This is a genomic window from Curtobacterium sp. MCPF17_051, from assembly GCF_003234595.1.
GTDB lineage: Bacteria > Actinomycetota > Actinomycetes > Actinomycetales > Microbacteriaceae > Curtobacterium > Curtobacterium flaccumfaciens.
Map to the genome: position 1 here is coordinate 37,068 of NZ_QKSE01000019.1, position 26,140 is coordinate 63,207.

A 26,140-nucleotide genomic window follows, 5' to 3' on the forward strand; every position below is an offset into this window, starting at 1 on the left:
GGCCCGCGACGGGGTCAGTGCACGGGCGGGGGCGTCGGCGCGCCTTCGGGCACCTCGGGCCGGCGGACGAACACCGACGCCAGGATGCCGAACAGGGAGATGATCGCGCCGACCATGAAGGCGGTGCTGACGCCCGAGGCGGTGGCCACCTGGACCCCACGGGCACCGGAACCCTCGACGGCGGTGGCCGCACCGATCGTCAGCAGCGTGACGAACAGGGCGGTGCCCGCCGCACCGGCGAGCTGCTGCGCCGTGCCGAGCACCGCGCTGCCGTGCGAGTACAGCTTCGGGGGCAGCCCGCCGAGCGCCGCGGTGAACAGCGGCGTGAAGGTCAGGGCCAGACCGATGCTCAGCACCACGTGCGCACCGAGGATGAACCACACGCTGGTGTCGACGCCGACGGTGGAGAGCGCCCAGAGCACGGCGCTGACGATGATCGATCCGGGGATGAGCAGCACGCGCGGGCCGCGGCGGTCGTAGATGCGACCCACGATGGGGGAGAGCAGGCCCATCAGCAGACCACCGGGGAGCAGCAGCAGGCCGACCTGCAGGACCTCGAGTCCGAGGACGCGCTCCAGGTAGATCGGCAGCAGGATGAGCGTGCCGAACATCGCCATGAAGCTCAGGCCCATCGCGACGATCGGCACCGTGAAGCCACGGGTGCGGAAGGTGCGGAGGTCGAGCAGGGCGCTGTCGGTGCGCTGCAGGCGCGTCTGCCGGACGATGAACACCGCGAGGGCGACGGCACCGACGACCAGGGCGGTCACCGGGACGAGCGGTCCGGTCGCGCCGGCTTCACCGATGCTGGACAGGCCGTAGACGATGCCACCGAACGCGAAGGCGGAGAGCACGACCGAGACGACGTCGATCGGCGCCTTGCGCGGCGTCGAGACGTTCTGCACCTTGACCATGCCGAGGACCAGCGCCGCGATCGCGATGGGCAGCACGAAGCCGAACAGCCAGCGCCACGAGAACGCGTTGAGGATCAGGCCGGAGATCGTCGGGCCGATGGCCGGAGCGACCGAGATGACGATCGAGATGTTGCCCATGATGCGGCCACGGTGCGCGGGGTCGACGAGGGTCAGGACCGTCGTCATCAGCAGCGGCATCATGATCGCCGTGCCGCTGGCCTGCACGATGCGGCCGACGAGCAGGACGGTGAAGCCCGGCGCGAGCAGGGCGATCAGCGTGCCGACCGAGAACAGGCCCATCGCCCAGACGAAGACGGGGCGGGTGTTGAAGCGCTGCAGCAGGAACCCGGTGATCGGGATGACGACCGCCATGGTGAGCAGGAAGCCGGTGGTCAGCCACTGGCCGGTCGCGGCGCTGATGTCCAGGTCGTCCATGAGCCGGGGCAGCGCCACGCCCATGATCGTCTCGTTCAGGATGACGACGAACGCGGAGACGAGCAGCAGCCCGATCACGAGTCGGGTCTCGGCAGCGGACGGCTGCGAGACGCTTCCCGTGCGGGGGGCGGAATCGACGGCCTGGGTCATGCGGGTGCTCCTGGTGGGTCACGACGGGTGGAACGGGTGTGGCGCAGGACGCGCAGACAGGCCAACTCCCTGAGTGGATGCGATTATTCCGCTTCGCTCCGACATCCGCAGGTGAACGATCGGTGCCGAGCGCGCCGGACGCCGGCACCGCTCCCACGCACGTCCGCTCAGTGCAGGATCGCGAACCCGTCGGCGTCCCCGTGCGGGACGACCGAGCGCAGGGTGACGTCGGTCACGGTCGCCGACGGTGGTCCGGTCCGCAGGCACTCCACCAGGGAGTCGACCGCGACCGACGGTCCCTCGGCCTCGACCTCGACGGTGCCGTCCCAGAGGTTCCTCGCGTAGCCGACGAGGTCGAGCCCGTCGGCCTTCCGAGCGGTCCAGTACCGGAAGCCGACCCCCTGGACCGTCCCCGACACCACGGCATGCACCCTCGTCACCGTCGTCATGTCCTCCACGCTAACCGCGGCTGGCCGTCGGGAGTTTTCGGCCCCGTGACGATCTGTTTCCGGCTCGTGACGAGCGCGCCGTGTCGACAGTGATAGTGTCATCTCAACCCGAACACTTCGAGTCAGATTGACACTATCTCCACCATGGACGAAGCAGGCATCCGCGTCGCGGTCTCCACCGTGATCGTCGCGCTGCGCCCGCACCCCGACACCGGGGCCCCGGCGCTGTGGATGCCGCTCGTCCGTCGCGTCGCCGAACCGTTCGAGGGTTCCTGGGCGCTCCCCGGCGGCTGGGTCGGCGACGACGAGGGGTTGGAGGACTCGGCGGCCGCCCGACTCCGCGAGACGACCAACGTCCAGCCGCGGTACCTCGAGCAGCTCTACGCGTTCGGCGACGTCGGACGCTCCCCGAGCCGGGTCGTGTCGATCGTCTACTGGGCACTGGTGCACCCGGACGAGGCGAACGTCGTGCCCGACGACTGGAACGTCCGGTGGTTCCTGGCCGACGAGCACCCGCCGCTCGCCTTCGACCACGACCGCATCGTGGAGTACGCCCTGTGGCGGCTGCGCAACAAGATGTCGTACTCGCGGATCGCGCAGGCGTTCCTCGGCGACCGCTTCACCCTCGCCGAACTCCGGGGCGTGTACGAGGCGGTGCTCGGCCGAGCACTCGACCCCGCGAACTTCCGTCGGCAGGTCGAGAAGACCGACGCGGTCCTGCCGACCGACGAGACCACGAGCGGGGGCCGGCACCGTCCGGCCCGGCTGTACCGCTCGAACCCCGACCTGGCCTACGCGGACAACGGCCCGCTGCGGACCGGGGCCGATCAGCACCAGCAGCGGAACCGATAGGAAACCCCGTGTCCATCGCCACGACGATCGAACTCATCTCCAACGGCCGGGCCGGCGGGAGCACCTGCACGCCCGACCTCGCCGTGCCGACGTGGGACTTCGACTCGCGCCCCGGGTACGGCCCGGGGTCGTCGATGTCCGACGTCATCCCGACGAGCGCCCCGCGTCAGGGTGTGCTGCCCGACGAGTACAAGACGGCCCCGACCGACGAGCTCCACGAGCGCATCGAGCGGGCGAAGGCCACCCTCGGCGACCGGGTCGTCGTCCTCGGGCACTTCTACCAGCGCGACGAGGTCGTCCGGCACGCGGACTTCCTGGGCGACTCGTTCCAGCTCGCGAACGCCGCCCTGACGAAGCCCGACGCCGAGGCGATCGTGTTCTGCGGTGTGCACTTCATGGCCGAGACGGCCGACATCCTGGCGCGCGACGACCAGCGCGTGATCCTGCCGAACCTGGCGGCCGGGTGCTCGATGGCCGACATGGCCGACATCGACAGCGTCGAGGCCGCGTGGGCGGAGCTGACGGCGGTGTACGGCACCGAGCCCGACGCCGACGGCCGCGTCCCCGTGATCCCGGTCACCTACATGAACTCCGCCGCCGACCTCAAGGCCTTCTGCGGTCGCAACGGTGGCATCGTCTGCACCTCGTCGAACGCCGCGACGGTGCTCGAGTGGGCCTTCGAGCGCGGGCAGCGCGTCCTGTTCTTCCCCGACCAGCACCTCGGCCGCAACACCGCGAAGGCGATGGGCATCAGCACCGACCTGATGCCGATGTGGAACCCCCGGAAGCCCCTCGGCGGCAACGAGACGAGTGACCTCGAAGCGGCCAAGGTCATCCTCTGGCACGGCTTCTGCTCGGTGCACCGCCGCTTTACGGTTGACCAGATCGACCAGGCACGCCGCGAGCACCCGGGCGTGCAGGTCATCGTGCACCCGGAGTGCCCGATGGCCGTGGTCGACGCCGCCGACCACGCCGGCAGCACCGACCTGATCCGGAAGACCGTCGCCGCGGCCACCGAGCCGACCACCTTCGCGATCGGCACCGAGATCAACATGGTGAACCGGCTCGCCGCCGAGTACCCGCAGCACACGATCTTCTGCCTCGACCCGGTCGTCTGCCCCTGCTCGACGATGTACCGGATCCACCCGGGCTACCTCGCCTGGGTGCTCGAGGCACTCGTCCGCGGCGAGGTCCTCAACGAGATCGTCGTCCCCGCCGACGTGCAGGCCGACGCCAAGGTGGCACTCGAGCGCATGCTCGCCGCGAAGCCGCGCGGCTGAGACGCGGACCCGACCGAACGAGGGAGACCACCGTGCACGTCGTCATCGTCGGGTCCGGCATCGCCGGCCTGACCGCAGCGATCCGTGCGAGTGCCCTGCACGACGTCACCCTGGTGACGAAGGGGGCACTCGCCGACAGCGCCACCGCGTACGCCCAGGGCGGCATCGCGGTGGCGCTCGGCGCCGACGACTCCGCGACGCTGCACCAGGCCGACACGCACGTCGCCGCGGCCGGCAGTGCCGACGCCCGGGCCGTCGAGGTCCTGTGCACCGACGGCCCGGCCCGCGTCCGCGACCTGCTCGCGCTCGGGGTGCCCTTCGACCGCTCGTCGGACCCGGCGTCACTGGACCGGTACGGCGACGACCTCGCCCGCGGTCGCGAGGCCGCGCACGGCCGGTGGCGCGTCGTGCACGCGGACGGTGACGCGACCGGGGCCGCCATCGAACGCACCCTCATCGCGGCACTGCACCGACGGCACGTCACGATCCTGGAGCGCACGAGCCTGACCGACCTGGTCGTCCGCGGCGGAGCGGTGGTCGGCCTCGACGTCCTCGACCTGCTCGGAGAACCCCGCCGGCTCGACGCGGACGCCGTCGTCATCGCGTCCGGGGGAGCCGGACACCTGTACCGCGAGACGACGAACCCCCTGGTCGCGACGGGCGACGGGGTCGCCGCCGCCTGGCGCGCCGGCGCCGTCCTCGCTGACCTGGAGTTCGTCCAGTTCCACCCGACCCGACTCGCAGTCCCCGACGGGGGACTGGTCTCCGAGGCCGTCCGTGGCGAGGGTGCCGTGCTCCGCGACGCCGCCGGGCACCGCTTCATGACCGACGCGCACCCGGACGCCGAGCTCGCCCCGCGTGACGTCGTCGCCCGTGGGATCGCCGCCGCGGTGCGCGACCAGGGCGGCGCGCCCGTGCTCCTCGACGCCACCGGTCTCGACGCCGGGTTCCTGGTCTCGCGGTTCCCCGGACTCACCCGGGCCACCCGCGCCGCCGGGTTCGACTGGACCCGCGAAGGCGTCCCCGTCGCACCGGCCGCGCACTACTCGATGGGCGGCATCGCCACCGACGCCGAGGGCCGCACCAGCCTGCCCGGACTGCTCGCCGTCGGCGAAGCCGCCTGCACCGGGGTGCACGGCGCCAACCGGCTCGCCTCGAACTCCCTGCTCGAGGGACTCGTCTTCGCGGTCCGCGCAGCGGACGCGGTCGCCGCACCGCGACCCGGCCTGCTCCGCCTGCGCGGGGACGCCGGTCTCCACGTGACCAGCGTGCCCCGAGCGGCCGACGCGATCCGTGCCTCTCCCCACCTGCTCGGCCGTCACGCCGCTCCGCAGGCTCCGCAGGCTCCGCAGCGCGCCGGAACCGGCAGGCGTGGGCCCAGTCCGACCCTGCCTGGAGGCGCGACCCACCTCGACGACGTCGGTGCCGTCCGGCTGGCGGTCCAGTCCGTCATGACGGACCGTGTCGGGCTGCTCCGTGACGCCGTCGGGCTTGCGAGCGCACGCCGCGACCTCGACGCGCTGACCGCGCCGACCGGCGGCGGCGTGCGTGAGCACGAGGACCGCGCGCTGCTCGACCTGGCACGACTCGTCGCGCTCGCCGCTGCAACCCGCACCGAGTCCCGCGGGGCGCACGCCCGCACCGACCACCCCGACACCGACCCCGCCGCCCCGGCCTCGTACGCCTGGGTCGTCGACCACACCGACGCACACCCCGACGAGCACACGGACGAACGTGCCGACGGCTCCGCAGTCTTCCCGCAGGAGGTACCCGCATGACCACCGACCCCGGCACCATCCCGCCGCACGCGCTGCGTCGCGTGATCGAGACCGCGCTCGAGGAGGACGCGCCCTGGGGCGACGTCACCAGCGAGACCCTGATCCCCGCCGAGGCGACCGCGACCGCGACCCTCGGCGCGCGCGAGCCCGGCGTGCTGAGCGGCGGTGGGGTCTTCGTCGCCGTGATGCACGCCGTCGACCCGGCGGTCGATGCGGTCGTGCACGTCGCCGACGGCACGCACTTCGCGGCCGGCGACGTCCTCGCGACCGTGACCGGGTCGGCGCGGGCCGTGCTGCGGGCCGAACGGGTCGCCCTCAACCTGGTCCAGCGGATGTCGGGCATCGCGACGGCCACCGCCGCCCACGTCGCGGCCGCCGCGGGCACCGCTGCGCGGATCGTCGACACCCGGAAGACGACGCCGGGCCTCCGTGCGCTCGAGCGGTACGCCGTCCGGTGCGGCGGCGGACACAACCACCGCACCTCGCTCTCCGACGCCGTGCTGGCCAAGGACAACCACCTGGCGGTGCTCCTGGCCGGCGGCATCGGCATCGGCGACGCGATCGCCCAGGCCCGCGTGCGTCTCGGACACACCGTGCACGTGGAGGTCGAGGTGGACCGCATCGACCAGATCGAACCCGTCGTCGCGGCCGGGGTCGACACGATCATGCTCGACAACTTCACCACGGACGAACTCGTGACCGGGGTCGGCATCGTCGCCGGACGCGCGCTCGTCGAGGCCTCGGGCGGAGTGTCGCTCGACACCGTCGCGGCGATCGCGGCCACCGGCGTCGACGTCATCTCGGTCGGGGCGCTGACCCACTCGGCGCGGGCGCTCGACCTCGGGCTCGACATCGACGTCGCGGTGCCGACGGAGCACGTCGCGGTTCCCGTGCGGGACTGACCGTGTTCTACCTGGACCGCGCCGCCACCACCCCGGTCCTCCGCGAGGTGCTCGAGGTGATGTGGCCGTACCTGACGGGGGTGTTCGGCAACCCCTCGTCGACGCACGGGTTCGGGGACGAGGCCGCGCGGGGTCTCACCGCCGCACGGGCCGCCGTCGCCGGGGTGCTCGGGTGCCGGCCCGCCGAGGTCGTCTTCACCACCGGCGGCACCGAGGGGGCGAACACCGCGATCAAGGGGATCGCCCTCGCCGCTCCCCGCGGTCGGCACGTCGTCACGAGCGCCATCGAGCACGAGGCGGTGCTGGAGAGCTGCGCGTACCTCGCCCGCTTCCACGACTTCGACGTCACCGTGCTGCCCGTCGGACCGGACGGCCGCGTCGACCCGGCGGTGCTGCGTGCGGCCCTTCGCTCGGACACCACGCTCGTCTCGATCGCGCACGCCGACAACGAGATCGGCACCGTGCAGGACGTGCCGGCGCTCGCCGCGGTGGCGCACGAGGTCGGGGCGCGCTTCCACACCGACGCCGTGCAGTCCGCGCCCTGGCTGCCGATCGGTCTCGGGCCCCTGGGCGTCGACGCGCTGTCGTTGTCCGGGCACAAGCTCGGCGCCCCGAAGGGCACCGGCGTGCTCGCCGTGCGCTCCGGCGTCCCGCTCGAGCCGCTGCTGCACGGCGGGGGACAGGAGCGGGGGCGGCGGTCCGGCACCGAGGACGTGGCCGGTGCCGTGGCGGTGGCGACCGCCCTCGGGCTGGCGGCGGAGACGGTGCGGTCGGGGGAGGGCACGGCGACCACCGTGCGCGACGCGGTGCTCGACGGCGTGCTCGCCGCGGTCCCCGGTGCATTCGTCACCGGATCGCGGGAGCACCGACTGCCCGGGCACGCGTCGTTCTGCTTCCCGGGTGTCAACGGCGAGACCGTCCTGCTCGAGCTCGAGCAGCGCGACGTCGTGTCGTCGTCGGGCAGTGCCTGCGCGGCGGGCAGCACCGAGGCCTCGCACGTGCTCACGGCGCTCGGGGTCCCCGAGGACGTGGCCCGGACCGCGCTGCGCCTGACGTTCGACGCCTCGCTGACGGCCGACGACGTCCGGGTCGTCGTCGGAGCGGTGGCCGACGCCGTGGCGACCGTCCGTGACCTCGGCTGAGGTGTACTAGACGTTCTACTCCATCTCTGGGTACGTGTCCCCCCTTCTGCGGACAACCGATCTGCGTCAGAGTGTCGTCATGGCAAACGCGATGATGACCAGGACCCGACGGGACGACCGCTTCCGAGCGGTGCAGCTCCTGCCGGCGCCGGCCACCCTCGTCGCGCTCGCCCTGGCAGCGCAGCACGACCTCGGCACGGCCCCGCTCGGGCTCATCGCCGTGGTCGGAGCGCTCGCGACCGCCGGGAGTGCCCTGCTCCCGATGGTCCGGCCAGCCGCCGCCCCCCGGTCGATGCCCGCACCGACCGAGACGGACCGGTACCGAGAGGACACCGAACACCCTTGAGGTCCACCACCGTGCGGTTCCCCTGAACCGAGCCGCGCGGTGGACCCAGACCGGATGTCGACCCCCTGATCGACGTCCGGCGCGGGGCGCGACGTTCCCCCTGTCGTCGTGTCCCGCCGTACACCGCGATCCCGCCGTGGGTCGACGTCCGCACCCCTGAGCGGCGTCGGTTCCCCTGCAGCCCACGGCGGGTTCCGGTTCCCCGGTAGCGTCGTCGCATGCCCTCGTACCGCGTGACCCTGGCGATCGGTGCCCTCGCGACCGGCACCGCACCGGACGCCGTCCTGCCCGCCGCGGCCGCCCTCGTGCGCGAACACGCCGTGGTCGAGGCCGAGGACGTCCGCCTGCTCCGTGGCGTCCCGTGCGCGGTCGTGCGCTTCGAGGCCGAGGACGACCGTGTCGCCGCGGCCGTCCGCGACGTCGCGGTCGACGGGCTGCAGGACGTGGTCGAGATCCGCTCCGACGTCGTCACCCGGCGCGAGGGTGGTCGCTGGATCCCGGTCGCCTGACGATCAGGCGGTGTGCGTCGCCGGTGCCGGGGTCCCCGGCCAGACGTAGTCCAGGTCGTCCGGCACGTCGGGGAACAGCTCCCGGTAGTGCTCCGGCGCCTTCTGCACGAGCTTCGAGCGGTGCGAGACGTGCAGGGCCTCGTCGTCGTTCCACGGCGGGATCGGCACGTCACCGCGCTCGTACGCCGCCAGGTCCTCCGGCACACGGCCCAGGTCGAGCAGGGTCTTCTCGAGGCACGTGTCGGCGTACCCGCGCTCGGCCCAGACGCGGCACGTGGCCTCCTGGTAGGCCATCAACGCCGGGCGGTAGCCGCGCCACATCGCCGTCACCGGGTGGTGCTGCCAGCCGTAGTCGGGGAGCGTCAGTGCGCGCATCACCTGCAGGGTCTCGACCCGCTGCTTGCCGAGCCGCCGGTCGTCGAGGACCTCGGCGGATGCCCGGAAGTCGGCGTACGGCAGGAAGGTCTGCATGGCGCGGACGCTACCCGGACCGACTGGCACCCGACACATGTCGTCACGAACGTGCCGCCCGCCCCGGCAGCGTGTGAGCATCGACCGCATGAGCGGAGAACTGGTCGTCGGCGTCAGTGGCAGCCCATCGGACCCCTCGCGGACCTCGACCCTGGTCGCGGCGACGGTGGCCCGGTTGGCCGAGGAGATCGACGGCGCCCGGACCGAGACGATCGAGATCGGCCCGCTGCTCGCCGACCTCGGAGCGGCCTCGGGTCGCGAGACGATGTCCGACCGCACCCGCCGGGCCCTCGAGACGGTGGAGGCCGCGGACGTGCTCGTCGTCGGCAGCCCGGCCTTCCGGGCGGCCTACTCCGGCGCCTTCAAGCTGTTCTTCGACTGGGTCGGGCAGTACGACCTCGTCGACACCCCGGTGCTCCTGACCGCCACCGGTGGCAGCGACCGGCACGCCTTGCTCGTCGAGCACCAGATGCGCCCGCTGTTCGGGTTCTTCCAGTCCACGACCCTGCCGCTCGGGGTCTTCGGCAACGAGCGGGACTTCACCAAGCGCGAGGGTGGGTACGACATCGCGAGCGTGGACCTGGAGCTCCGCATCGACCAGGCCGTCCGTAGGGCCGTGCCGCTCATCCGCGGGGGCTTCGCCACCGCCGGGGCCGCCGACGTGCCCCGTCCCGCGGACTTCTGACCCGCGGTCCGCTCAGTCCGGTCGGTGACGTCGTCCGCTGCGGACGGGCCGTCGCGCCTGCGGCAGGGTCTCGACGACGAGCTCGTACGAGTTGCGGACGAGGTCGCCGACGAACGCCTCGGTGACGCCGGCCCCGCCGTGGAGCGTGATCCAGTGCTCCTTGTTCATGTGGTAGCCGGGCGTGACGGTGTCCCGCTCCTGTCGCAGGGCCTCGGAGTGCTCCGGCTCGGCCTTGAGGACCACGACGGGCTCTCCCGGGACCTCGGTGACCAGCAGGAACACCTTGCCGACCACCTTGAAGACCTCCCAGTCGGGGCCGAAGGGGTGCTCGTGGGTCACCGCTGGCAGACCGGCCGCGACCTCCATCGCGTGCTCCTGCACGGCGGTGCCGTCCAGGTCGTCGGGGTGGCCTGAGTCGTCGCCGTCGTGCGCCTGTGAGGAGTCCGTCCGCGGTGCGCCCGTCATCCGGCCACCGTCGTGAAGCCGAGCACGGCCGCGGCGACGGAGAGGACGGCCAGGACGAGCGGTGGCACGACGGGTTCGTGGCGCCGGGCGTGCACGACGACCGCCCCGATCATCAGCACGGCGAGCCCGACAGCGGCGATCGGGGTGAGGACCTGCGCGGTCGAGGTGAGCAGCGGCAGGACGAGGCCCAGGGCGCCGACGACCTCGAGGGCCGCGATCAGCTTGATCGCGGCGGGGGAGAAGTCTGCGGCCCAGGGCATCCCGCCGTCGATCAGCGCCGATCGGGGGCGGACGAGCTTCAGGACGCCGGCGCCGAGGAAGGCGAGGGCGAGGAGGCCGGAGATGATCCAGAGTGCGATGAGCATGGGGGTCTTCCTGTTGGTGAGCGTGGTGAGCGTGGTGCGCGGTGGTTCAGTCGTGGTCGTCGGGGCGATCGGCGTCGGCGTCCCGCTGGTCCAGGTGGTGGTGCAGGGTGGCCGTGAGTGCCCGCATGGTCTCGAGCTGGTCGGGTGTGAACGCGTCGACGAACACCTGGCGGACCAGCCGGAGGTGCGCGGCGGACGAGCTGCGGAAGACGCTCGCCCCGGTGCCGGTCAGGGTGACGGCGGCGCCGCGAGCGTCACCGCCGACCCGTCCCCGGAGCACGAGCCCGCGTTCCTCCATGCGTTTGAGGTGGTGCGACAGGCGGCTGCGCTCCCACCCGATCCCCGTCGCCAGGTCCGACGACCGCAGGGTGCGGTCCTCGGCCTCGCTCAGGGCGAGCATCACCGAGTAGTCCCCGGGTGAGATCCCCGAGGTGTCCAGGAACGCCGTCGACAGTGTGCGCCGGACGCGCTCCGACGCCTCGACGTAGGCGCGCCACGTCGCCAGTTCGTCCGCGTTCGGTGATCGCCGTCCGGGTCGGTGCTCGTCGGTTCCGTGCACGGTGCCTCCATCGTTGACAAGCCGACCCTATCCGCAGATGATTGACGCGTCAATTACATGATTGACGCGTCAATGAAATGAGGGCCACCATGTCCGACATCACCTTCGGCCTCGACACGTTCGGGGACGTCCCCACCGATGACCACGGCGCCCAGATGGGTCACGCGAGGTCGATCCGGCAGCTCGTCGACGAGGCGGTCCTGGCGGACCAGCTCGGCGTCGACGTCTTCGCGGTGGGCGAGCACCACCGGCCGGAGTACTCGGTCTCCTCGCCCGAGACCGTCCTGGCCGGCCTGGCGACGGCGACCGAGCGCATCCGTCTCAGCTCGGGCGTCACGGTGCTGAGCTCTGACGACCCGGTCCGTGTGTTCCAGCGCTTCGCGACGGTGGACGCGCTGTCGAACGGACGGGCCGAGGTGATCCTCGGTCGCGGGTCCTTCACCGAGTCGTTCCCGCTCTTCGGCTACGACATGACCGACTACGAGGTGCTGTTCGAGGAGAAGATCGAACTGTTCGCCCGGTTGCTGCGCGAGACACCCGTCACCTGGTCGGGCACGACCCGTGCGCCGCTCGTCGACGCAGACGTGTTCCCGAAGACCGAGCACGGGCTCCGGACCTGGGTCGGCGTCGGCGGGTCACCGCAGTCCGTGGTGCGCACCGCCCAGTACGGCTTCCCCCTGATGCTCGCCGTCATCGGCGGGCAGCCGGAGCGCTTCCTGCCGTTCCTGAACCTGTACCGCCGTGCCACGGAGGAGTTCGGGACGACCGCCCACCCCGTCGGCATGCACTCACCCGGGTTCGTGGCCGACACCGACGAGGAAGCGCTCGAGGCGTGGTACCCGCACTACAAGGTCGTCCGCGACCGGATCGGAGCGCTGCGCGGGTGGCCGCCGGTGACGCGGGCCGAGTTCGACCACGAGGTACGGTCCGGCTCGATGTACATCGGGTCCGCCGAGACCGTGGCCCGGAAGATCGCCCGGACCGTGCACGCGATGGGCGTCGGTCGGTTCGACATGATCTACACCTCGGGGGCCCAGTCGATTCGCGCCCGCCTGCGCTCCGTCGAGCTCTACGGCGGTACCGTCGTGCCGCGCGTGCGGGAGCTGCTGGCCGAGATGCCGGCGACGCAGACGACGGACGCGGCCTAGCTGCGGTCAGGGGAGGGCTCGGCGGACAGGGTGTCGCCGAGTCGGGTCAGCAGGCCCCGGAGCACGTCCTGCTCGCTCGCTGTCAGGCCTGCTGTCGTCTGCGCTTCCAGGGAGTCCCAGACGGCCGCGACGGGCTCCTCGAGCGCGCGGCCGGCGGCGGTGAGTGACACGAGGACGATCCGACGGTCCGCCGTCGAGCGCTCGCGGTCCACGAGTCCGAGCTTCTCGAGCCGCGCGAGCGCCTTCGCCGTGGTCGGTGGCTCCACGGACAACCGACGCGTCAGGTCCGCCTGCGACAGCGGGGCTTCCCTCCACAGCTCCATCAGCACGAACTCCTGGCCGGCGGCGAGACCGACGGCCTGCAGCAACGAGCCGGCGAGCTTCCGGTGTGCCTTGGCCACCGCGGGGATCAGCGAGCTGATCGGGGTCGCAGGGCGCTCGGGGCTGCCTGGGGAGTCCATCCGAGTCCTTCCGGAATAATCATTAGTCGGCTTAGCTTCTACCCGACGATCGAACACGAAGGAGTCAACCATGACGACAGGATCCACCCCCACCATCGCCGTCTTCGCCGCCACCGGGAGTCGGGGCGGTGCCGTCACCGACGCGCTGCTGGCACGCGGCGCCACCGTGCGCGCACTCATCCGCGACACCGGTTCCGAGAAGGCCGCCGCGCTCGCCGAACGCGGGGTCGAGCTCGCCCGTGTCGACGTCGCTGATGCCGCCTCGCTCGCCGCTGCGCTCGAGGGCGTCGACGCCTTCTGGTTCATGACCACCCCACCCGGGGGCATGCAGGACGCCGACACCGCAGGGGAGACCGCCCAGGGCATCGCACTGGCCGACGCCGCTGCGGCGGCACGCGTGCCCCGCGTCGTCTTCAGCTCGGTCGGCGGTGCTGAGCGCGACTCCCACGTGCCGCACTTCGACTCGAAGTACCGCGTCGAGGAGCACCTGGTCGCCCTGGGGCTGGTCACCACGATCGTGCGTCCGGTGTTCTTCATGGACAACTTCCGCTGGTTCGCGCCGACGACCGAGGACGGCACCCTGGTCCTCCGCCTGCCGTTCCCCGACGATGTCGTGCTCCAGATGATCGCGGCGCGCGACGTCGGCGCCGTGGCCGCCACGGCACTGCTCGATCCGGACGCCGTCCCGGCCACGATCGAGATCGCAGGCGACGCCCGTACCGGCAGCGAGATCGCCGCGGCCTTCGCCGAGCACACCGGCATGCCCGCACGGTACGAGGCGCTGCCCCTGGCCGTGATGGACGGGCAGGACGACATGCAGGCCATGTTCCGGTGGTTCGCCGAGACGCCCGCCTACCAGGCCGACCTCGACCAGGTCCGCCGCATCGCGCCGGACACCTGGACGCTCGACCGGTGGCTGCAGGCCGTCCACTTCACGCCCGCCCGCTGACGCCGCCGACGAAGCACCAGGGAGACACCATGCAGGCAGTGCAGTTCACCGCGTACGGGTCACCGGACGTCCTCGAGGTCGTGGACGTCGACGTGCCTCGCCCCGGGCCCGCCGAGGTCGTCATCGACGTCGCCGGTGCCGGCATCAACCAGCTGGACACCAAGATCCGCTCCGGGGCGATGGCGGCGGGTGCAGCGCTCACCGCACCGTCCGGCACGGGGTTCGACGCGGCCGGGACCGTCGTCGAGGTCGGCACCGACGTGACCGACGTCGTGCCGGGCGACACCGTCTTCGGCACCGGACGGGACACGCTCGCCCAGCAGGCCGTGCTGACCCGGTGGGCGCTGGTCCCCGCCGGAGTGGACGCCGCCGACGCCGGCGGATGGGGCGTCGCGGTCGAGACGGCGAACCGGCTCCTCACCGAGATCGGCCTCGAGCACGGCACGCTCCTGCTCAGCGGCGCGTCAGGTGGCGTCGGTTCGGCGCTCGTGCAGCTGGCCCGGGCTCGCGGGCTGCAGGTGGTCGGGACGGCGAGCGAGCGGAACCACGCGTACCTCGAGGACCTCGGAGCGGTCCCGGTCACGTACGGTCCCGGACTGGTCGAGCGGGTGCGCGCGGTGGCGCCGAGCGGGATCGACGGCGCGCTGGACCTCTCCGGCGCCGGGGTCATCCGTGACCTCGTCGCGCTCGTCGGCGATCCCCGGCAGGTGATCTCGATCTCCGACTTCACCGCCCCCGGGCTCGGCGCGCGCGTCTCGACGGGCGCGAACCGCACCACCGATCCGCGCGACGGCTTCGTCGAGGCCGCAGCCCTGCCGGGCTTCTCCCTGCACGTCGAGCGCCGGTACCGGCTCGACGAGGCGCGGGCCGCGCACACGGCCGCGGAACGCGGGCACACCGTCGGCAAGCTCGTCGTCATCCCGTAGGCGAAGGCGGTCCGGGACGCGTCGGGTGTCGGACGGGAGGCCCGTGGCGGGTCCGCCACGGGCCTCCCGTCCGCCTGTTGCTCAGCCGAGCAGGGACGCGACGTGCGCGACCGCCAGGCGGTAGCCGTCGGCGCCCGCGCCGGCGATGACCGCCGTCGCGGCGGTGGCGACGTGGTCGACGTGGCGGAACGGCTCGCGCTTCCACGTGTTCGACAGGTGCACCTCGACGACGGGGACCCACAGGGCCTCCACCGCGTCGTGCAGCGCGACCGAGGTGTGCGCGTAGGCGGCGGGGTTGATGACGACCGCGGCGAAGTCGTCGAGCGCTTCGTGCAGCCACTCGACGAGCTCGCCCTCGCGGTTCGTCTGGCGGAAGTCGGCCTCGAGCCCGTGCACGGCTGCCTCGGTGTGCACGATCGCCTCGATCTCGGCGAGCGTCACGGTGCCGTACTGCTCCGGGTCGCGGCGCCCGAGGATGTCGAGGTTCGGGCCGTTGAGGACGAGGATGCGCGACGCGTCGGTCATGGGCCGAGCGTAGCGAACCGGGGGAGCGTTGCGCGGCTCGGACGATGCATGTGCTGGCTATGTGAACGGTCACAAACCGGTGTAACGTCTCCGTCCGGGTCGGCAGAGTTGTCGACTGCAACACACTGACGTGGAGATGTGAATGGTTCTCGCTGCAGCGAACGAAGGGATCCGGCTCGACTTGGGCTGGGTCGACTACCTGATGATCATCGTGTACTTCGCGGTCGTCATCGGGATCGGGTTCACCGCCCGCAAGCAGGTCCGGACGAGCATGGACTTCTTCCTGTCCGGCCGCTCGATGCCGGCGTGGATCACGGGCCTGGCGTTCGTGTCCGCGAACCTCGGTGCCACCGAGATCCTCGGCATGGCGGCCAACGGTGCCCAGATCGGCATGGCCACCCTGCACTACTACCTCGTCGGCGCCGTGCCCGCGATGGTGTTCCTCGGCCTCGTGATGATGCCGTTCTACTACGGCTCGAAGGTCCGCTCCGTGCCGGAGTTCATGCTGCGCCGCTTCGGCAAGGCGCCGCACCTGGTGAACGCGATCGCGTTCGCGGTGTCGAACGTGCTCATCGCGGGCATCAACCTCTACGCGATGGCCATCGTCATCGAGGCCATGCTCGGCTGGCCGGAGTGGCTCGCGATCATCGTCTCCGCCGGCTTCGTGCTCGTCTACATCACCCTCGGCGGGCTCTCGAGCGCGATCTACAACGAGGTCATGCAGTTCTTCGTGATCATCGCGGGCCTCATCCCGCTGACGATCGTCGGTCTGCACCGCGTCGGCGGTTGGGACGGCCTGTCGAAGGCCATCACCGAGACCCAGGGTGTGCAGCACCTGCAGGCCTGGGCCGGCACCGGCTTCGGTGACGTCACCAACCCGATCGGCGCCAACTGGCTCGCCATCGTGCTCGGCCTGGGCTTCGTGCTCGGATTCGGCTACTGGACCACGAACTTCACCGAGGTGCAGCGCGCGTTCTCGGCGAAGAACATGTCGGCGGCCCGGCGCACCCCGCTCATCGCCGCGATCCCGAAGCTCTTCATCCCGGCCATCGTCGTGATCCCCGGCCTCATCGCCGCGGCCGTCGTGGGCAACCAGTTCGCAGACGGAACGCTGACCTACAACGACGCGATCCCGAAGCTCATCCAGATGTACCTGCCGACCGGCGTGCTCGGCATCGCGGTGACCGGTCTGCTGGCGTCCTTCATGGCCGGCATGGCGGCGAACGTCTCGTCGTTCAACACCGTCTTCACCTACGACATCTGGCAGCGCTACATCCGCCCGAACATGCCAGACCTGCACTACCTGAAGACCGGTCGCTGGGTCACCGTGGTCGGCGTCGTGGTCGGCATCGCAACCGCGTTCATCGCGGCCCAGGCGTCGAACATCATGACGTACATGCAGACGCTGTTCTCGTTCTTCAACGCACCTCTGTTCGCCGTGTTCATCCTCGGCCTGCTCTGGAAGCGCATGACGACGCAGGGTGCGCTGTGGGGCTACGTGCTCGGCATCGTGACCCCGACGATCACCTGGATCGCCTACCTGGTCAACCCGGACCTGTTCGCCACCGCCACCGCTGAGACCCTGTACGGCGCGATCATCTCGTTCGTCACCGTGCTCGTCGTCGGCTTCGTCGTCTCGATGCTGACCAAGCCGAAGGACGAGAAGGAGCTCGGCGGGCTCGTCTACGGAGTCGGCAAGATCGACCTGCACGGCGACTCGGTCGCGACGGACACCGCCTGGTACCGCTCGCCCGCCCTGCTCGGCACCGTCGCGCTCGTGCTCTGCGTCGTCCTGTACCTCCCGTTCCTCTGATCCGCGAAGGAGACCACTTCTCATGAGTGACACCACCACCCCCGGCGCGATGACCGAGGAGCAGAAGGCTGCCCTGGTCCGCTCCACCCGCCGACTCGACCTGCGCCGCATCCTCGGCGGCCTGTTCGTGCTCTACGGCGTGATCACGACCATCGTCGGGATCGTGCACTGGAACACCGACCCCGAGAAGACCGGCGGGATCCACATCAACCTGTGGGTCGGGATCTCGCTGCTCGTCGGCGGTGGCCTGTTCTTCCTCTGGGACCGCCTGAACCCGGTGCCCGCCGAGGACATCATCGGCCAGGCCGAAGCCGAGGCGGACCAGCGTGCCGCGGGCGAAGGGCGCGAACTGGCCTGAGGCGCCCGGGTCGGGCGTCCCGGCCTGACGTGGAACGACGAAGTCGCTGTCGGACGACAGCGACTTCGTCGTTTCCAGCCTGGGCGGGTGGACACCTCGACCGGTTGGTTCCCCCACGAAACGGTTGCGTGCTGATCCAGGTGGGTCCAGGTTGAACGTGACGAAAGGAACCGCCATGGACACGATGGTTTTCATCAACCTGCCCGTTGCCGACCTCGAACGCTCGAAGGCGTTCTACGAGGCGCTCGGCTACTCGATCAACCCGGCCTTCAGCGACGACACCGCGGCGTGCGTGGTGGTGAGTGACGCCATCTACGTGATGATCCTGACCACCGCGAAGTTCGCGGAGTTCACCGACAAGCGGATCGCCGACGCCGACACGATCGAGGTCATCAACTCGCTCAGTGCCCCGTCGAAGGAAGAAGTGCACCGCGTCGTCGACGCCGCGGTGGCCGCCGGCGGCACCGAGGACCGCCCGGAGATGGACCTCGGCTTCATGTACCAGCGGAGCTTCACCGACCCGGACGGACACCGCTGGGAGTACGTGTGGATGGACGAGCAGGCGACGCAGGACGGCCCGCCCGCCGAGTGAGCCAGGCGCTGTCGGCGGCGCCCGCCAGGATGGTCGCATGAGCACCGAGCCCGTCGACGCCCCGCCCGTGCCCGACCTCGTCACCGGCGACGACGGCCTCGCCCGGCCGGTCTGGGCGTCGTCGGACGAGCTCCTGCGCGAGTACTACGACACCGAGTGGGGCATGCCCGTCCGCGACGAACGCGGGGTGTTCGAGCGGCTCTCGCTCGAGGCGTTCCAGTCGGGTCTGTCGTGGCGCACGATCCTCGCGAAACGACCGGCGTTCCGTGCAGCCTTCGCCGACTTCGACGCCGACACCGTCGCGGCCTTCGGCGAGGACGACGTCGCACGGCTGATGGCCGACGCCGGGATCGTCCGGAACCGCGCGAAGATCCTCGCGACGATCACCAACGCGAACGCCACGATCGCGCTGCGGCAGGACGGCGGGCTCGCCGACTTCGTGTGGTCGTTCCGGCCGGCGTCCACGCCCGAGCCGCGGTCGTCCGCCGAGGTCCCGACGAAGTCGGACGAATCCCTCGCCCTGTCGAAGGCGCTGCGAAAGCGCGGCTACGCCTTCGTCGGACCGACGACGATGTACGCCCTGATGGAAGCGCTCGGCATCGTCGACACCCACCTGATGGGCAGCCACCGGCGCGGCACCTCCGGGGTCTGGAGCTGACGGAAGGAAGCGGCAGGGGCGGGGTGCGCGGGCCGGGACTATGGTCGCGGCATGGCCGATGAGATCCGGATCGCGTTCCTGCTGTTCCCGCACCTGACCCAGCTCGACCTGACCGGTCCGGCGCAGGTCCTCAGCCGCGTGCCCGGCTCACGCGTGGAGTACGTGGCGGCGACGCTCGACCCGGTGCCGAGCGACTGCGGCTTGTCACTCGTCCCGACCGTGACGATCACCGACGCGAGCGCTGCGGACGTTCTGGTGGTGCCCGGCGGCGACGGTGCCTTCGACGCGATGCTGGACCCCACGGTCGTGGCCTTCGTCCGGCGCCAGGCCCGGGACGCGACGTGGATCACCTCGGTGTGTACCGGCGCCTTCGTGCTCGGCGCCGCCGGGCTGCTCGCCGGCAGACGCGCGACGACCCACTGGGCCTCGAAGCCGATGCTCGAAGCCTTCGGCGCGCAGCCGGTGGACGTCCGGGTCGCCCGGGACGGCGCCGTCGTCACCGCCGCCGGGGTGAGTGCGGGCATCGACATGGCGCTGTGGCTCGCGGCTGAGCTCGCCGGACGGCCCGCGGCCGAGGCGATCCAGTTGCAGATCGAGTACGACCCGCAACCGCCGTTCGACCACGGATCCGCCGAGCGTGCCGACGCCGCCGTCGTCACCCGGGCCCGCGCAGCAGCCGAGGAAGCGCGCGGCGCGAGGGTGACCCGCGCAGCCGCAGCGGTCCTGCACTGATGCGGACCTGCGCACGGTCACGAATCCCCGCTGGGCTCCGCCGAGTGGTCACGACGCGTCGTTCCGGGCGCGGCCAGTCGACACTTCGTGACCGCTCGGGGCCATGCACGCGGGGTGTTGTGACCGGGCGGTGACCCGAGCCGCCGTCCTGCGCTAGATCAGGGCTTTGCGCATCTGCGCCGACGTCACCTGGTACCCGAGCGCCGCGTAGAGCTCCTGCGCCCCCGTGTTGTAGCCGAACACGTTCAGCCCGATGCTTGTCGCACCGTTCTCGGCGGCGGCACGGTGCCCGAGTTCGAGCGCCCGACGGGCGTGTCCGCGGCGCCGGTGCGCCTCGTCGATCTCGACGTTGAACACCCACCAGTCGGTGCTTCCCGGCGTGAGCGGTCCGATCCACAGGTACCCGATGACGGTGTCGTCCTGATCGGTGACGTCCCACACCAGGTGTCCGTCAGCGGGGGAGCCGCCCGGGAACCAGCGGTCGAGTGACTGCTGCTTGTTCGCCTCGGCCTGCTCGCGGGTCTCGCCCGCCTGCATCCGTGACTCGACGTACTCGGCCATCGTGCTCTCGAGCCAGGCCGGCAGACGTGTGGCCGGCATCACGACCAGCCGCGTGTCCGTCATCGGTTGCCCTTGGAACCCCGGCTCGGCTTGCCGCGCATCTTGCCGCGACCGGGCGTGGGCCCCTTGCCGGTGTTCGACTTCTTGCCGCTGCCGGACTTGCCGCTGCCGGGCGATTTGGCCTTGGCCTTGCCGCCGGCGCCGGCGGAGCCGCCCCTGGAGCCCGACGCCCCCGACGCACCCGATTCACTGGACCCACCCTTGGCAGCCGACCCGGCCTTGGCACCGCCACGAGCCGGACGCGAGCCGTCGTCGTCGTCGCGATCCGTGCATCCCGGCTGGCGCGAACTGTTGGCGGTCCGCCCGCGCACCACGCCGATGAACTCCTCGGTGGTCTCGGTGGCGTCCTCGTCCCGCCAGACCAGCGCGATGCGCGTGCCCTCGGCGTTCATGAGCGGACGGCCCACCAGGTCCTTGCGGCTGGCGGCGCGGAACAGTGACTGGGGGAGCACGACGACGCCGACGTTCGCCTCGACCAGGTCGAGCGATCCGTCGATGTCGACAGGCACCGGGCCGGCGTCGATCACGTGGACCTCGGCGTCGGCGAGGTCGACCTCGGCGAGTTCGGCGAGGGGGGAGTCCTTGGGCATCGCGACGACGGCCGTCTCGGTCCAGAGCGGGATGGCGTTGTGCTGCTCGGACACGGGCATGCGTGCGAAGACCATGTCGGCCTCGCCGGCCAGCGTGTCGTCGACGTCGTCGGCACCGATCGGCCGCAGCCGGAGCTCGATGGAGGGGAAGCGTTCCCGCCAGACACGGGCCCACTTTGCGGGGGAGACCCCCGGCACGAAGGCGATGGTGAGAGCCGCGGTCATGCAGACGAGCATAGGGGCCGTACCCTTGTCCTCATGGCGCAGGAACAGACCATGAAGCCCGAGACGGCTGCGAAGAAGCTCGGCATCTTGCTGACGGCCGCTCCGGAGTCCTTCCAGAGCGCTCCCCTCACGCGGACCGCCTTCGACGAGCTCCGGACCGAACCCCCGACCTGGCTCGAGGACCTCCGCCGCGACGGCCCGCACCCGCGACCCGTTGTGGCGCAGAAGCTCGGCATCTCCATCTCCGGCCTGAGCCGTGCGGGGATCGACGACGCGCTGACGACGGCGGACATCAAGACGCTGCTCGAGCAGAAGCCCGAGTGGCTCGTCCGCGAACGTGCGACGCAGGCCGCCGTGCACGCCGAGAACGCCCGCGTGAAGCAGGAGCGCGCCGCCAAGGCCGCTGCCCGCGCCGAGGACTGACCCCACCCGCTCTCCTCCGCCGCACCGAGGACACCCCACGTGCACGAGACCGTCGCCGACGCCATGCTCGTCGTGCCGCAGTTCGCGTCCGTGTGCTGCATCGTCGGTGACCGCTACCGCCCGCGTCCGGGCGTGATCGTGCCGGCGGGCGTGATGCTCGTCGCGATGCTCATGCCCGTCGTCGACGCCGGAGCGGTGTGGACCCTGTTCGCCGCGACCCTCCTGCTCCTGCTCGCGCCGTTGCCCGTGATGCGTCGCCGCCGCCCCGACGGTCGCCGCGCGGAGCCGATGGACGTCCACCGCGCGCTCTCCGCCGTCGTGATGGCGGGGATGCTGCTGATGGGGCACGCGACGGGGGTCGCCGGCGACCACGCCGGGCACGGCATCGCACTGTCCGCGGTGCTCGGCGCCGGCGTGATCGGCTACTGCGCGTTCAGCGGCTGGCTGCTCCGGTACGAGTGGGGTCGTGCGGACCGGCGGGCCGTCCGCAGCGGCGAGGTCTTCGCGATGACCGTCGCCGTGGTCGGCATGACCCTGGCCATGTAGCGGAGCCGCCTGCCCGGTCAGTCGCGCGCAGCCGGTCCGTCGGGTCCGTCAGTCGCGCGCGGCGCTGTCCGTCGAGGCGTCCGCCGCGTGCGTCACCCGCTGCTTCGCCGCCTGGATCGTGTCCTTCGGCACCGGCCGCACACCCCGCCGGATCCCGCGCAGGCCGACGACGAACAGGATCGCGGTCACGATCGCGAACACGACGAACGTGATCCCGGTCGCCGCCCACAGCGGCAGCGCCAGGGCGAGCAGCGCCACCGCGAAGCCCGCCAGCGCGACCAGGGTCGTCACGGCGAACGCGACGGCCACCCCGGTGAGCACCAGCCCGGTCTTCGCACCGCTCGCGCGCTCGCCGATCTCGCGCCGAGCCGAGGCGACCTCGTCACGCACGGCGCGCAGCACCGGCTCGAGGGCCTTCTGCACGAGACCGGCGGTCACCGTGTCGCGGAACGACGGCCGTCCGGGAGCGGTGGCGTCGTCGTGGTCGGTGCTGCTCATGGGGGTCTCCTGTCCGGGCGCGGCGGTGCGCGTCCCCTGACGGGACGCGACTGGTCCGATGATCGTCACGCTGGCTCGCGTGCGCCCGGTGCGTTCCCAGGTTGTGCAACGGACGGGAGGCCCGCCCCGCGTCGACGACGCCGGACGGGCCTCCCGGGTGGTCGGGCCCACGGCCCTACTCGCTGACCTCCTCGAGGTCGTCGATCCCACGTGCGGCGGCCGCTGCGCGGCGGGCGCGCATCGACGGCGCGGCGAGTGCGGCGAGCACGGCCACGACCGCCACACCGGTGCACGCCCAGAACCCGATCGTGAAGGCGTCGTCCGTCGGCAGCCCCTGCGGCGTGCTGTGCGAGGTGATCAGCGCTGCGATGACGGCGGTGCCGACGCTCGAGCCGATGGTGCGGACGACCGTGTTGGCGCTGATGGCCTCACCGGTCTGGTTCGCGGGGACGCTCTCGATGATCGCGTTCGAGCAGGCGGCGAGGGCCATGCCGATCCCGATGCCGGTCAGGACGCCGGAGGCCACCACCTGCCACAGCTCGGCGTGTGCGATCGCCGGCAGCAGGAACGCGGCGACGATGGCGAACCCGCCGATGAGCATCGGCGGCTTCGGGCCGACCTTTCGCACCAGGATGCCCGCGATGGGCCCGGCGACGACCATCATCACGACGGTCGGCAGCAGGAACAGACCGGCCTGGGTGACGTCCTTGCCGAAGCCGTAGCCGAGCGCCGTCGGGAGCTGCAGGAGCGTCGGCACGAGGACGAAGGTGCCGAACATCGCGAACCCGAAGACGAGTGCGACGACGTGGGCGGTCCAGACCCCGCGGACCGCGAAGAGCCGGACGTCGATGAGCGGCTCGGCGACCCGGAGCTCGACGAGGACGAACACGACCAGTGCGACGGCGCCGAGGACCAGCAGGCCGATGGTCTTGCCGTCGCCCCAGCCCCAGGTCTCGCCCTCGCTGACGGCGAGCAGGATCGCGACGAGCGACACCGCGAGGACGAACGTGCCGACCATGTCCAGGCGGCCGGGCTTGCGCACGGGCGACTCCGGCATGCCGAAGACCGCGCCGAGCAGTGCGATGACGACGAGCACGGCGGGGAGCCAGAACAGCCAGTGCCAGGACAGGTGCTCGACGATGGGGCCGGCGGCGACGATGCCGACACCGGCACCGATGCCGAAGATCGCGGACAGCAGGCCGATCGTGACGCTGACCTTCTCCTTCGGCAGCTCGTCACGCACGATGCCGATCGACAGCGGCATCACGGCTCCGGCGGCACCCTGCAGCGCCCGCCCGACGATCAGGACGCCGAGGTTCGGCGCGAGGGCGGCGAGCACGGCGCCGACGAGCAGGATCGACAGCACGACGATCAGGACCTTGCGCTTGCCGATCATGTCGCCCAGGCGACCGAGGATCGGCGTGAGCACCGAGGCGGAGAGCAGGTAGGCGGTGAGCACCCAGCTCGTCGCACTGGTGGAGGCGCCGAGGTCCTGCCCGATGGTGGACAGTGCCGGGGCGACCAGCGACTGCAGGACCGCGAAGGACAGGCCGCCGAGTGACAGGTAGACGATGATCGCCGTGCTGTTCGGCCGGCGTCCGTCGGTGGTGGGGTGCGAGCCGGTCCGTGGGCTCTGCAGAGTGTCGGTCATCGTGCTCCGTGTCGTCGATGTAAACAATTGCTGACATGACGAGCGTACGCGTTCGGGAGAGCATGTCAACGCTTGCTTACATCCCTGTGAGGACCGATAGGCTGCGCTCCATGAGCAAGGACGCCGCGGCCACCCGACTGCTGCTCGTGCAGGCCGCCCGGCGTCGGTTCGCCTTCGACGGGTACCGCGGGACGACGGTGCGCGACATCGCCGGGGACGCCGGGGTGAACGTCGCCCTGATCAACCGGTACTTCGGCTCGAAGGAGGGGCTCTTCCGCGCCTGCCTCGACCGCGTCGTCCGCGCACTGGGCGCCGAGGAGACGAGCGAGCGGGGCCTCGAACGGGCGCTGACCGGCATCATCACGCACATCGTGCGCGCCCCGAACGACGACGACTCCCTGCAGCTCATGCTCCTGCTCCGGTCCTCCGGCGACGACGGCGCCGATGCCATCCGCCGTGAGACGCTGCGCCGGTACGCCGAACGGCTCGCGGGCGCGGTCGGCGGCGCGGGGTCCGAGGAGCTGCTCGTCCGCGCCGAGATCGCGCTGGCGGTGGTGCTCGGGATGTCGATGCTCCGTCAGTCCACCGCGGTGGAACCGCTGGCATCCGCTGAGGACGTCGTCGTGTCGGCCGCGCTCGAGGACGCCCTCCGCGCCCTGCTCGCACCGCCGCGGTAGCGTCGAGCCGTGTCCGACCGTCCCGCACGTCGCCCCGACCCCGTTCCGCGCCTCGACGAGGTCGACGAGCGCATCCTCTGGACCCTGTCGGCCGACGCCCGAATCCCGAACAACCGGCTCGCGGCCGCCGTCGGCATCGCGCCGTCGACCTGCCTGGCACGGGTCCGTGCGCTCGAGGACGCCGGGGTGATCCGCGGCTACCGGGCCGAGGTGGACGTCGCCCGGCTCGGGTTCTCGATCGAGGCGATGGTGTCCGTCCGGGTGCACGCCGCGGCCCGCCACGAACTACGGGACTTCGCCAAGCGCCTGCTCCGGGTGCCCGTCGTGCAGGACGTGTCGTTCCTGGCGGGGGACAAGGACTTCCTCGTGCACATCGCGTGCGAGTCGACCGAGCAGCTCCGGGACTTCGTCGCCGACGAACTCAGCGGCGACCCCTCGGTGGCGACGACGCAGACGAACATCGTGTTCGAACGCCTCGTCGCCGACCGGGCGACCCAGGGCCGCTCGTTCGACGAGCTGCGGCGCTGGCGGGCCTGACGCGCGGAACCCCGGGTCAGCGCTTCCGGGTCATCGGGATGTGCGGGATGCGGTCCTCCAGGTACTCGTCCCCCGAGCGCACGAAGCCGAAGCGGCCGTACCACTGCTCAAGGTGCGACTGCGCGCCGAGGGCGATGCTCGGCGAGCGGGACTCGGCGATCGCGGCCTCCATGAGCTGCGCGGCGAGTCCCTGGCCGCGGGCGTGCTTCGCGGTGGCGACCCGGCCGATGCGTTCGGTGCCGTCGGGCTCGCGGAGCAGGCGGAGCGTCGCGTCCACCGAACCGTTGCCGGCCCAGAACTGCACGGTGCCCGGCTCGAGGTCACGGCCGTCGATGTCGCCGTACGCGGCCTCCTGCTCGACGACGAAGACGTCCTGGCGGAGCCGCAGGATCTCGTGCAGCGTGACGATGTCCAGGTTGCGGGTCGGAGCGTTGAAGATCGAGACCACGGACGGCCCTTCCTGAGAATTTCTTCCGAAACAGGGTGTGTTCCGGACCGGATCGGCGTACATTGCCGGTCAACCACTCTACGTGCGCAGCCGAGATCAGGAGGTGAGCGCATGGACCACCCGTTGCGCGCACCCTGGCGCGCCGCACTCCGCCTCGTCCTGCTGGGCGTCGGGACCCTCGCCGCCCTCGTGCTGCTGTCCCTGTTGCTCGGCGCACGACCGGCCTCCGCCGCGACGACCTCGGCCACACCGACCGAGCAGCGCGGCCTCGTCGGCAGCGTCGTCGACGGCATCGGTGGCACCGCGCAGGGCGTCGCCGGCGAGGTCGGCAAGGTCGTCGGCGGCGTGACCGATCCCGTCCGCAAGGCCGTCGCACCCGCACCTGCTGCACCGGCACCTGCTGCGCCCGCTCCGATCCCCGTGCCCGCACCTGCTCCGGTCCCCGCAGCGCCCGCAACTGCCC

At 71.5% G+C, this 26,140-nt stretch carries 34 protein-coding genes; 21 read left to right on the forward strand and 13 right to left on the reverse strand.

Annotated features, from left to right (window positions below; all coding sequences use genetic code 11):
• Positions 1-14 precede the first annotated feature (14 nt).
• Entirely contained in the window at positions 15-1,496 is a 1,482-nt protein-coding gene (locus DEJ35_RS14505; protein ID WP_111193015.1) for an MDR family MFS transporter, read from the reverse strand.
• 167 nt (positions 1,497-1,663) lie between these two features.
• Positions 1,664-1,945, reverse strand: a complete 282-nt coding sequence (locus DEJ35_RS14510) for an acylphosphatase (RefSeq protein ID WP_035808828.1) — start codon at positions 1,943-1,945, stop codon at positions 1,664-1,666.
• A gap of 144 nt (positions 1,946-2,089) precedes the next feature.
• Here DEJ35_RS14510 and DEJ35_RS14515 point away from each other — a divergent pair, with 144 nt between their 5' ends.
• From DEJ35_RS14515 to DEJ35_RS14545, 7 genes are all read left to right on the forward strand, one after another.
• On the forward strand, positions 2,090-2,797 hold the full coding sequence (locus tag DEJ35_RS14515) for an NUDIX domain-containing protein (protein WP_110862481.1): 708 nt from the start codon (positions 2,090-2,092) through the stop codon (positions 2,795-2,797).
• An 8-nt stretch (positions 2,798-2,805) separates the two neighbouring features.
• Positions 2,806-4,077 carry a quinolinate synthase NadA gene (gene nadA, locus DEJ35_RS14520; RefSeq protein WP_110862480.1) on the forward strand — a complete coding sequence of 424 codons (1,272 nt, stop codon included), beginning with the start codon at positions 2,806-2,808 and terminating at the stop codon, positions 4,075-4,077.
• A gap of 32 nt (positions 4,078-4,109) precedes the next feature.
• Positions 4,110-5,855, forward strand: a complete 1,746-nt coding sequence (locus tag DEJ35_RS14525; protein WP_111124118.1) for an L-aspartate oxidase — start codon at positions 4,110-4,112, stop codon at positions 5,853-5,855.
• Positions 5,852-6,757: a carboxylating nicotinate-nucleotide diphosphorylase gene (gene nadC / locus DEJ35_RS14530; RefSeq protein ID WP_110862478.1), complete on the forward strand. Its 906-nt coding sequence runs from the start codon at positions 5,852-5,854 to the stop codon at positions 6,755-6,757. Before DEJ35_RS14525 ends, nadC begins: the two co-directional genes overlap by 4 nt.
• A 2-nt stretch (positions 6,758-6,759) precedes the next feature.
• The gene (locus DEJ35_RS14535; protein WP_111193016.1) at positions 6,760-7,899 is read left to right on the forward strand and encodes a cysteine desulfurase family protein; all 1,140 of its coding nucleotides are present in this window, start codon (positions 6,760-6,762) and stop codon (positions 7,897-7,899) included.
• A gap of 79 nt (positions 7,900-7,978) precedes the next feature.
• A complete protein-coding gene (locus DEJ35_RS14540) occupies positions 7,979-8,245 on the forward strand; it encodes a hypothetical protein (protein WP_146238609.1) in 267 nt (88 codons plus the stop codon).
• 218 nt (positions 8,246-8,463) lie between these two features.
• Positions 8,464-8,754 (forward strand): hypothetical protein, encoded by a 291-nt coding sequence (locus DEJ35_RS14545; protein WP_110862475.1) that lies wholly within the window; start codon positions 8,464-8,466, stop codon positions 8,752-8,754.
• A 3-nt stretch (positions 8,755-8,757) separates the two neighbouring features.
• On the opposite strand, the gene DEJ35_RS14550 is transcribed toward DEJ35_RS14545, so the two are convergent.
• Complete coding sequence (locus tag DEJ35_RS14550) at positions 8,758-9,225, reverse strand: MSMEG_6728 family protein (protein ID WP_110862474.1); 468 nt, start codon at positions 9,223-9,225, stop codon at positions 8,758-8,760.
• Between the two features lie 88 nt (positions 9,226-9,313).
• On the opposite strand from DEJ35_RS14550, the gene DEJ35_RS14555 reads away from it, so the two are divergent.
• Positions 9,314-9,910, forward strand: coding sequence for an NAD(P)H-dependent oxidoreductase (locus DEJ35_RS14555; protein ID WP_111193028.1), 597 nt, complete (start codon positions 9,314-9,316; stop codon positions 9,908-9,910).
• 12 nt (positions 9,911-9,922) lie between these two features.
• On the opposite strand, the gene DEJ35_RS14560 is transcribed toward DEJ35_RS14555, so the two are convergent.
• Genes DEJ35_RS14560 through DEJ35_RS14570 form a run of 3 tightly spaced genes read right to left on the reverse strand, consistent with a single transcriptional unit; the run spans position 9,923 to position 11,299 of the window.
• Complete coding sequence (locus tag DEJ35_RS14560; RefSeq protein WP_258369973.1) at positions 9,923-10,375, reverse strand: MmcQ/YjbR family DNA-binding protein; 453 nt, start codon at positions 10,373-10,375, stop codon at positions 9,923-9,925.
• On the reverse strand, positions 10,372-10,740 hold the full coding sequence (locus DEJ35_RS14565; RefSeq protein ID WP_111193017.1) for a DoxX family protein: 369 nt from the start codon (positions 10,738-10,740) through the stop codon (positions 10,372-10,374). The genes DEJ35_RS14560 and DEJ35_RS14565 overlap by 4 nt, the downstream gene beginning before the upstream one ends.
• A 46-nt stretch (positions 10,741-10,786) precedes the next feature.
• The gene (locus DEJ35_RS14570) at positions 10,787-11,299 is read right to left on the reverse strand and encodes a MarR family winged helix-turn-helix transcriptional regulator (RefSeq protein WP_110862472.1); all 513 of its coding nucleotides are present in this window, start codon (positions 11,297-11,299) and stop codon (positions 10,787-10,789) included.
• A gap of 89 nt (positions 11,300-11,388) precedes the next feature.
• Here DEJ35_RS14570 and DEJ35_RS14575 point away from each other — a divergent pair, with 89 nt between their 5' ends.
• Entirely contained in the window at positions 11,389-12,447 is a 1,059-nt protein-coding gene (locus DEJ35_RS14575; protein ID WP_111193018.1) for an LLM class flavin-dependent oxidoreductase, read from the forward strand.
• Here DEJ35_RS14575 and DEJ35_RS14580 read toward each other — a convergent pair.
• Positions 12,444-12,908 (reverse strand): MarR family winged helix-turn-helix transcriptional regulator, encoded by a 465-nt coding sequence (locus DEJ35_RS14580; RefSeq protein ID WP_181435592.1) that lies wholly within the window; start codon positions 12,906-12,908, stop codon positions 12,444-12,446. The genes DEJ35_RS14575 and DEJ35_RS14580 overlap by 4 nt on opposite strands.
• 70 nt (positions 12,909-12,978) lie before the next feature.
• Here DEJ35_RS14580 and DEJ35_RS14585 point away from each other — a divergent pair, with 70 nt between their 5' ends.
• Positions 12,979-13,857 carry an NmrA/HSCARG family protein gene (locus DEJ35_RS14585; RefSeq protein ID WP_111193019.1) on the forward strand — a complete coding sequence of 293 codons (879 nt, stop codon included), beginning with the start codon at positions 12,979-12,981 and terminating at the stop codon, positions 13,855-13,857.
• A 29-nt stretch (positions 13,858-13,886) separates the two neighbouring features.
• Positions 13,887-14,783 carry an NADP-dependent oxidoreductase gene (locus tag DEJ35_RS14590; RefSeq protein WP_111193020.1) on the forward strand — a complete coding sequence of 299 codons (897 nt, stop codon included), beginning with the start codon at positions 13,887-13,889 and terminating at the stop codon, positions 14,781-14,783.
• An 81-nt stretch (positions 14,784-14,864) separates the two neighbouring features.
• Here the strand turns inward: DEJ35_RS14590 and aroQ are convergent, their stop codons facing one another.
• Positions 14,865-15,308, reverse strand: coding sequence for a type II 3-dehydroquinate dehydratase (gene aroQ, locus DEJ35_RS14595; RefSeq protein ID WP_027466301.1), 444 nt, complete (start codon positions 15,306-15,308; stop codon positions 14,865-14,867).
• A gap of 142 nt (positions 15,309-15,450) precedes the next feature.
• On the opposite strand from aroQ, the gene DEJ35_RS14600 reads away from it, so the two are divergent.
• The 5 genes from DEJ35_RS14600 to DEJ35_RS14620 all read left to right on the forward strand — a co-directional run bounded on the left by DEJ35_RS14600 (position 15,451) and on the right by DEJ35_RS14620 (position 19,461).
• A complete protein-coding gene (locus DEJ35_RS14600; protein ID WP_071405106.1) occupies positions 15,451-17,121 on the forward strand; it encodes a sodium:solute symporter family protein in 1,671 nt (556 codons plus the stop codon).
• 22 nt (positions 17,122-17,143) lie between these two features.
• Entirely contained in the window at positions 17,144-17,479 is a 336-nt protein-coding gene (locus DEJ35_RS14605) for a hypothetical protein (protein WP_110862468.1), read from the forward strand.
• Between the two features lie 175 nt (positions 17,480-17,654).
• Positions 17,655-18,071 carry a VOC family protein gene (locus DEJ35_RS14610; protein WP_110862466.1) on the forward strand — a complete coding sequence of 139 codons (417 nt, stop codon included), beginning with the start codon at positions 17,655-17,657 and terminating at the stop codon, positions 18,069-18,071.
• Between the two features lie 37 nt (positions 18,072-18,108).
• On the forward strand, positions 18,109-18,729 hold the full coding sequence (locus tag DEJ35_RS14615; RefSeq protein WP_110862465.1) for a DNA-3-methyladenine glycosylase I: 621 nt from the start codon (positions 18,109-18,111) through the stop codon (positions 18,727-18,729).
• A gap of 51 nt (positions 18,730-18,780) precedes the next feature.
• The gene (locus DEJ35_RS14620) at positions 18,781-19,461 is read left to right on the forward strand and encodes a DJ-1/PfpI family protein (RefSeq protein ID WP_110862464.1); all 681 of its coding nucleotides are present in this window, start codon (positions 18,781-18,783) and stop codon (positions 19,459-19,461) included.
• A 153-nt stretch (positions 19,462-19,614) separates the two neighbouring features.
• Here DEJ35_RS14620 and DEJ35_RS14625 read toward each other — a convergent pair whose 3' ends face one another.
• A complete protein-coding gene (locus DEJ35_RS14625; protein WP_111193021.1) occupies positions 19,615-20,085 on the reverse strand; it encodes a GNAT family N-acetyltransferase in 471 nt (156 codons plus the stop codon).
• A complete protein-coding gene (locus DEJ35_RS14630; RefSeq protein ID WP_181435593.1) occupies positions 20,082-20,897 on the reverse strand; it encodes a LysR family transcriptional regulator substrate-binding protein in 816 nt (271 codons plus the stop codon). The genes DEJ35_RS14625 and DEJ35_RS14630 overlap by 4 nt, the downstream gene beginning before the upstream one ends.
• Positions 20,898-20,930: 33 nt before the next feature.
• Between DEJ35_RS14630 and DEJ35_RS14635 the strand changes: the two genes are divergently transcribed.
• Positions 20,931-21,320 carry a DUF5997 family protein gene (locus DEJ35_RS14635; protein WP_017888549.1) on the forward strand — a complete coding sequence of 130 codons (390 nt, stop codon included), beginning with the start codon at positions 20,931-20,933 and terminating at the stop codon, positions 21,318-21,320.
• A 39-nt stretch (positions 21,321-21,359) separates the two neighbouring features.
• Positions 21,360-21,866: a hypothetical protein gene (locus DEJ35_RS14640; RefSeq protein ID WP_111193023.1), complete on the forward strand. Its 507-nt coding sequence runs from the start codon at positions 21,360-21,362 to the stop codon at positions 21,864-21,866.
• A 48-nt stretch (positions 21,867-21,914) separates the two neighbouring features.
• On the opposite strand, the gene DEJ35_RS14645 is transcribed toward DEJ35_RS14640, so the two are convergent.
• Both DEJ35_RS14645 and DEJ35_RS14650 read right to left on the reverse strand, forming a co-directional pair.
• Positions 21,915-22,364 (reverse strand): phage holin family protein, encoded by a 450-nt coding sequence (locus DEJ35_RS14645; RefSeq protein ID WP_111193024.1) that lies wholly within the window; start codon positions 22,362-22,364, stop codon positions 21,915-21,917.
• 175 nt (positions 22,365-22,539) lie between these two features.
• Positions 22,540-24,015 carry an MFS transporter gene (locus tag DEJ35_RS14650; protein ID WP_110862459.1) on the reverse strand — a complete coding sequence of 492 codons (1,476 nt, stop codon included), beginning with the start codon at positions 24,013-24,015 and terminating at the stop codon, positions 22,540-22,542.
• Between the two features lie 110 nt (positions 24,016-24,125).
• Here DEJ35_RS14650 and DEJ35_RS17670 point away from each other — a divergent pair, with 110 nt between their 5' ends.
• Positions 24,126-24,692, forward strand: a complete 567-nt coding sequence (locus DEJ35_RS17670) for a TetR/AcrR family transcriptional regulator (protein WP_111090264.1) — start codon at positions 24,126-24,128, stop codon at positions 24,690-24,692.
• A gap of 9 nt (positions 24,693-24,701) precedes the next feature.
• Positions 24,702-25,229, forward strand: coding sequence for an Lrp/AsnC family transcriptional regulator (locus DEJ35_RS14660; protein ID WP_110862457.1), 528 nt, complete (start codon positions 24,702-24,704; stop codon positions 25,227-25,229).
• Between the two features lie 16 nt (positions 25,230-25,245).
• On the opposite strand, the gene DEJ35_RS14665 is transcribed toward DEJ35_RS14660, so the two are convergent.
• Positions 25,246-25,677 (reverse strand): GNAT family N-acetyltransferase, encoded by a 432-nt coding sequence (locus tag DEJ35_RS14665; protein ID WP_111124104.1) that lies wholly within the window; start codon positions 25,675-25,677, stop codon positions 25,246-25,248.
• Positions 25,678-25,788: 111 nt separating this feature from the next.
• On the opposite strand from DEJ35_RS14665, the gene DEJ35_RS17375 reads away from it, so the two are divergent.
• The coding region (locus DEJ35_RS17375; protein ID WP_375342446.1) for a hypothetical protein at positions 25,789-26,140 on the forward strand (352 nt) is incomplete at its 3' end.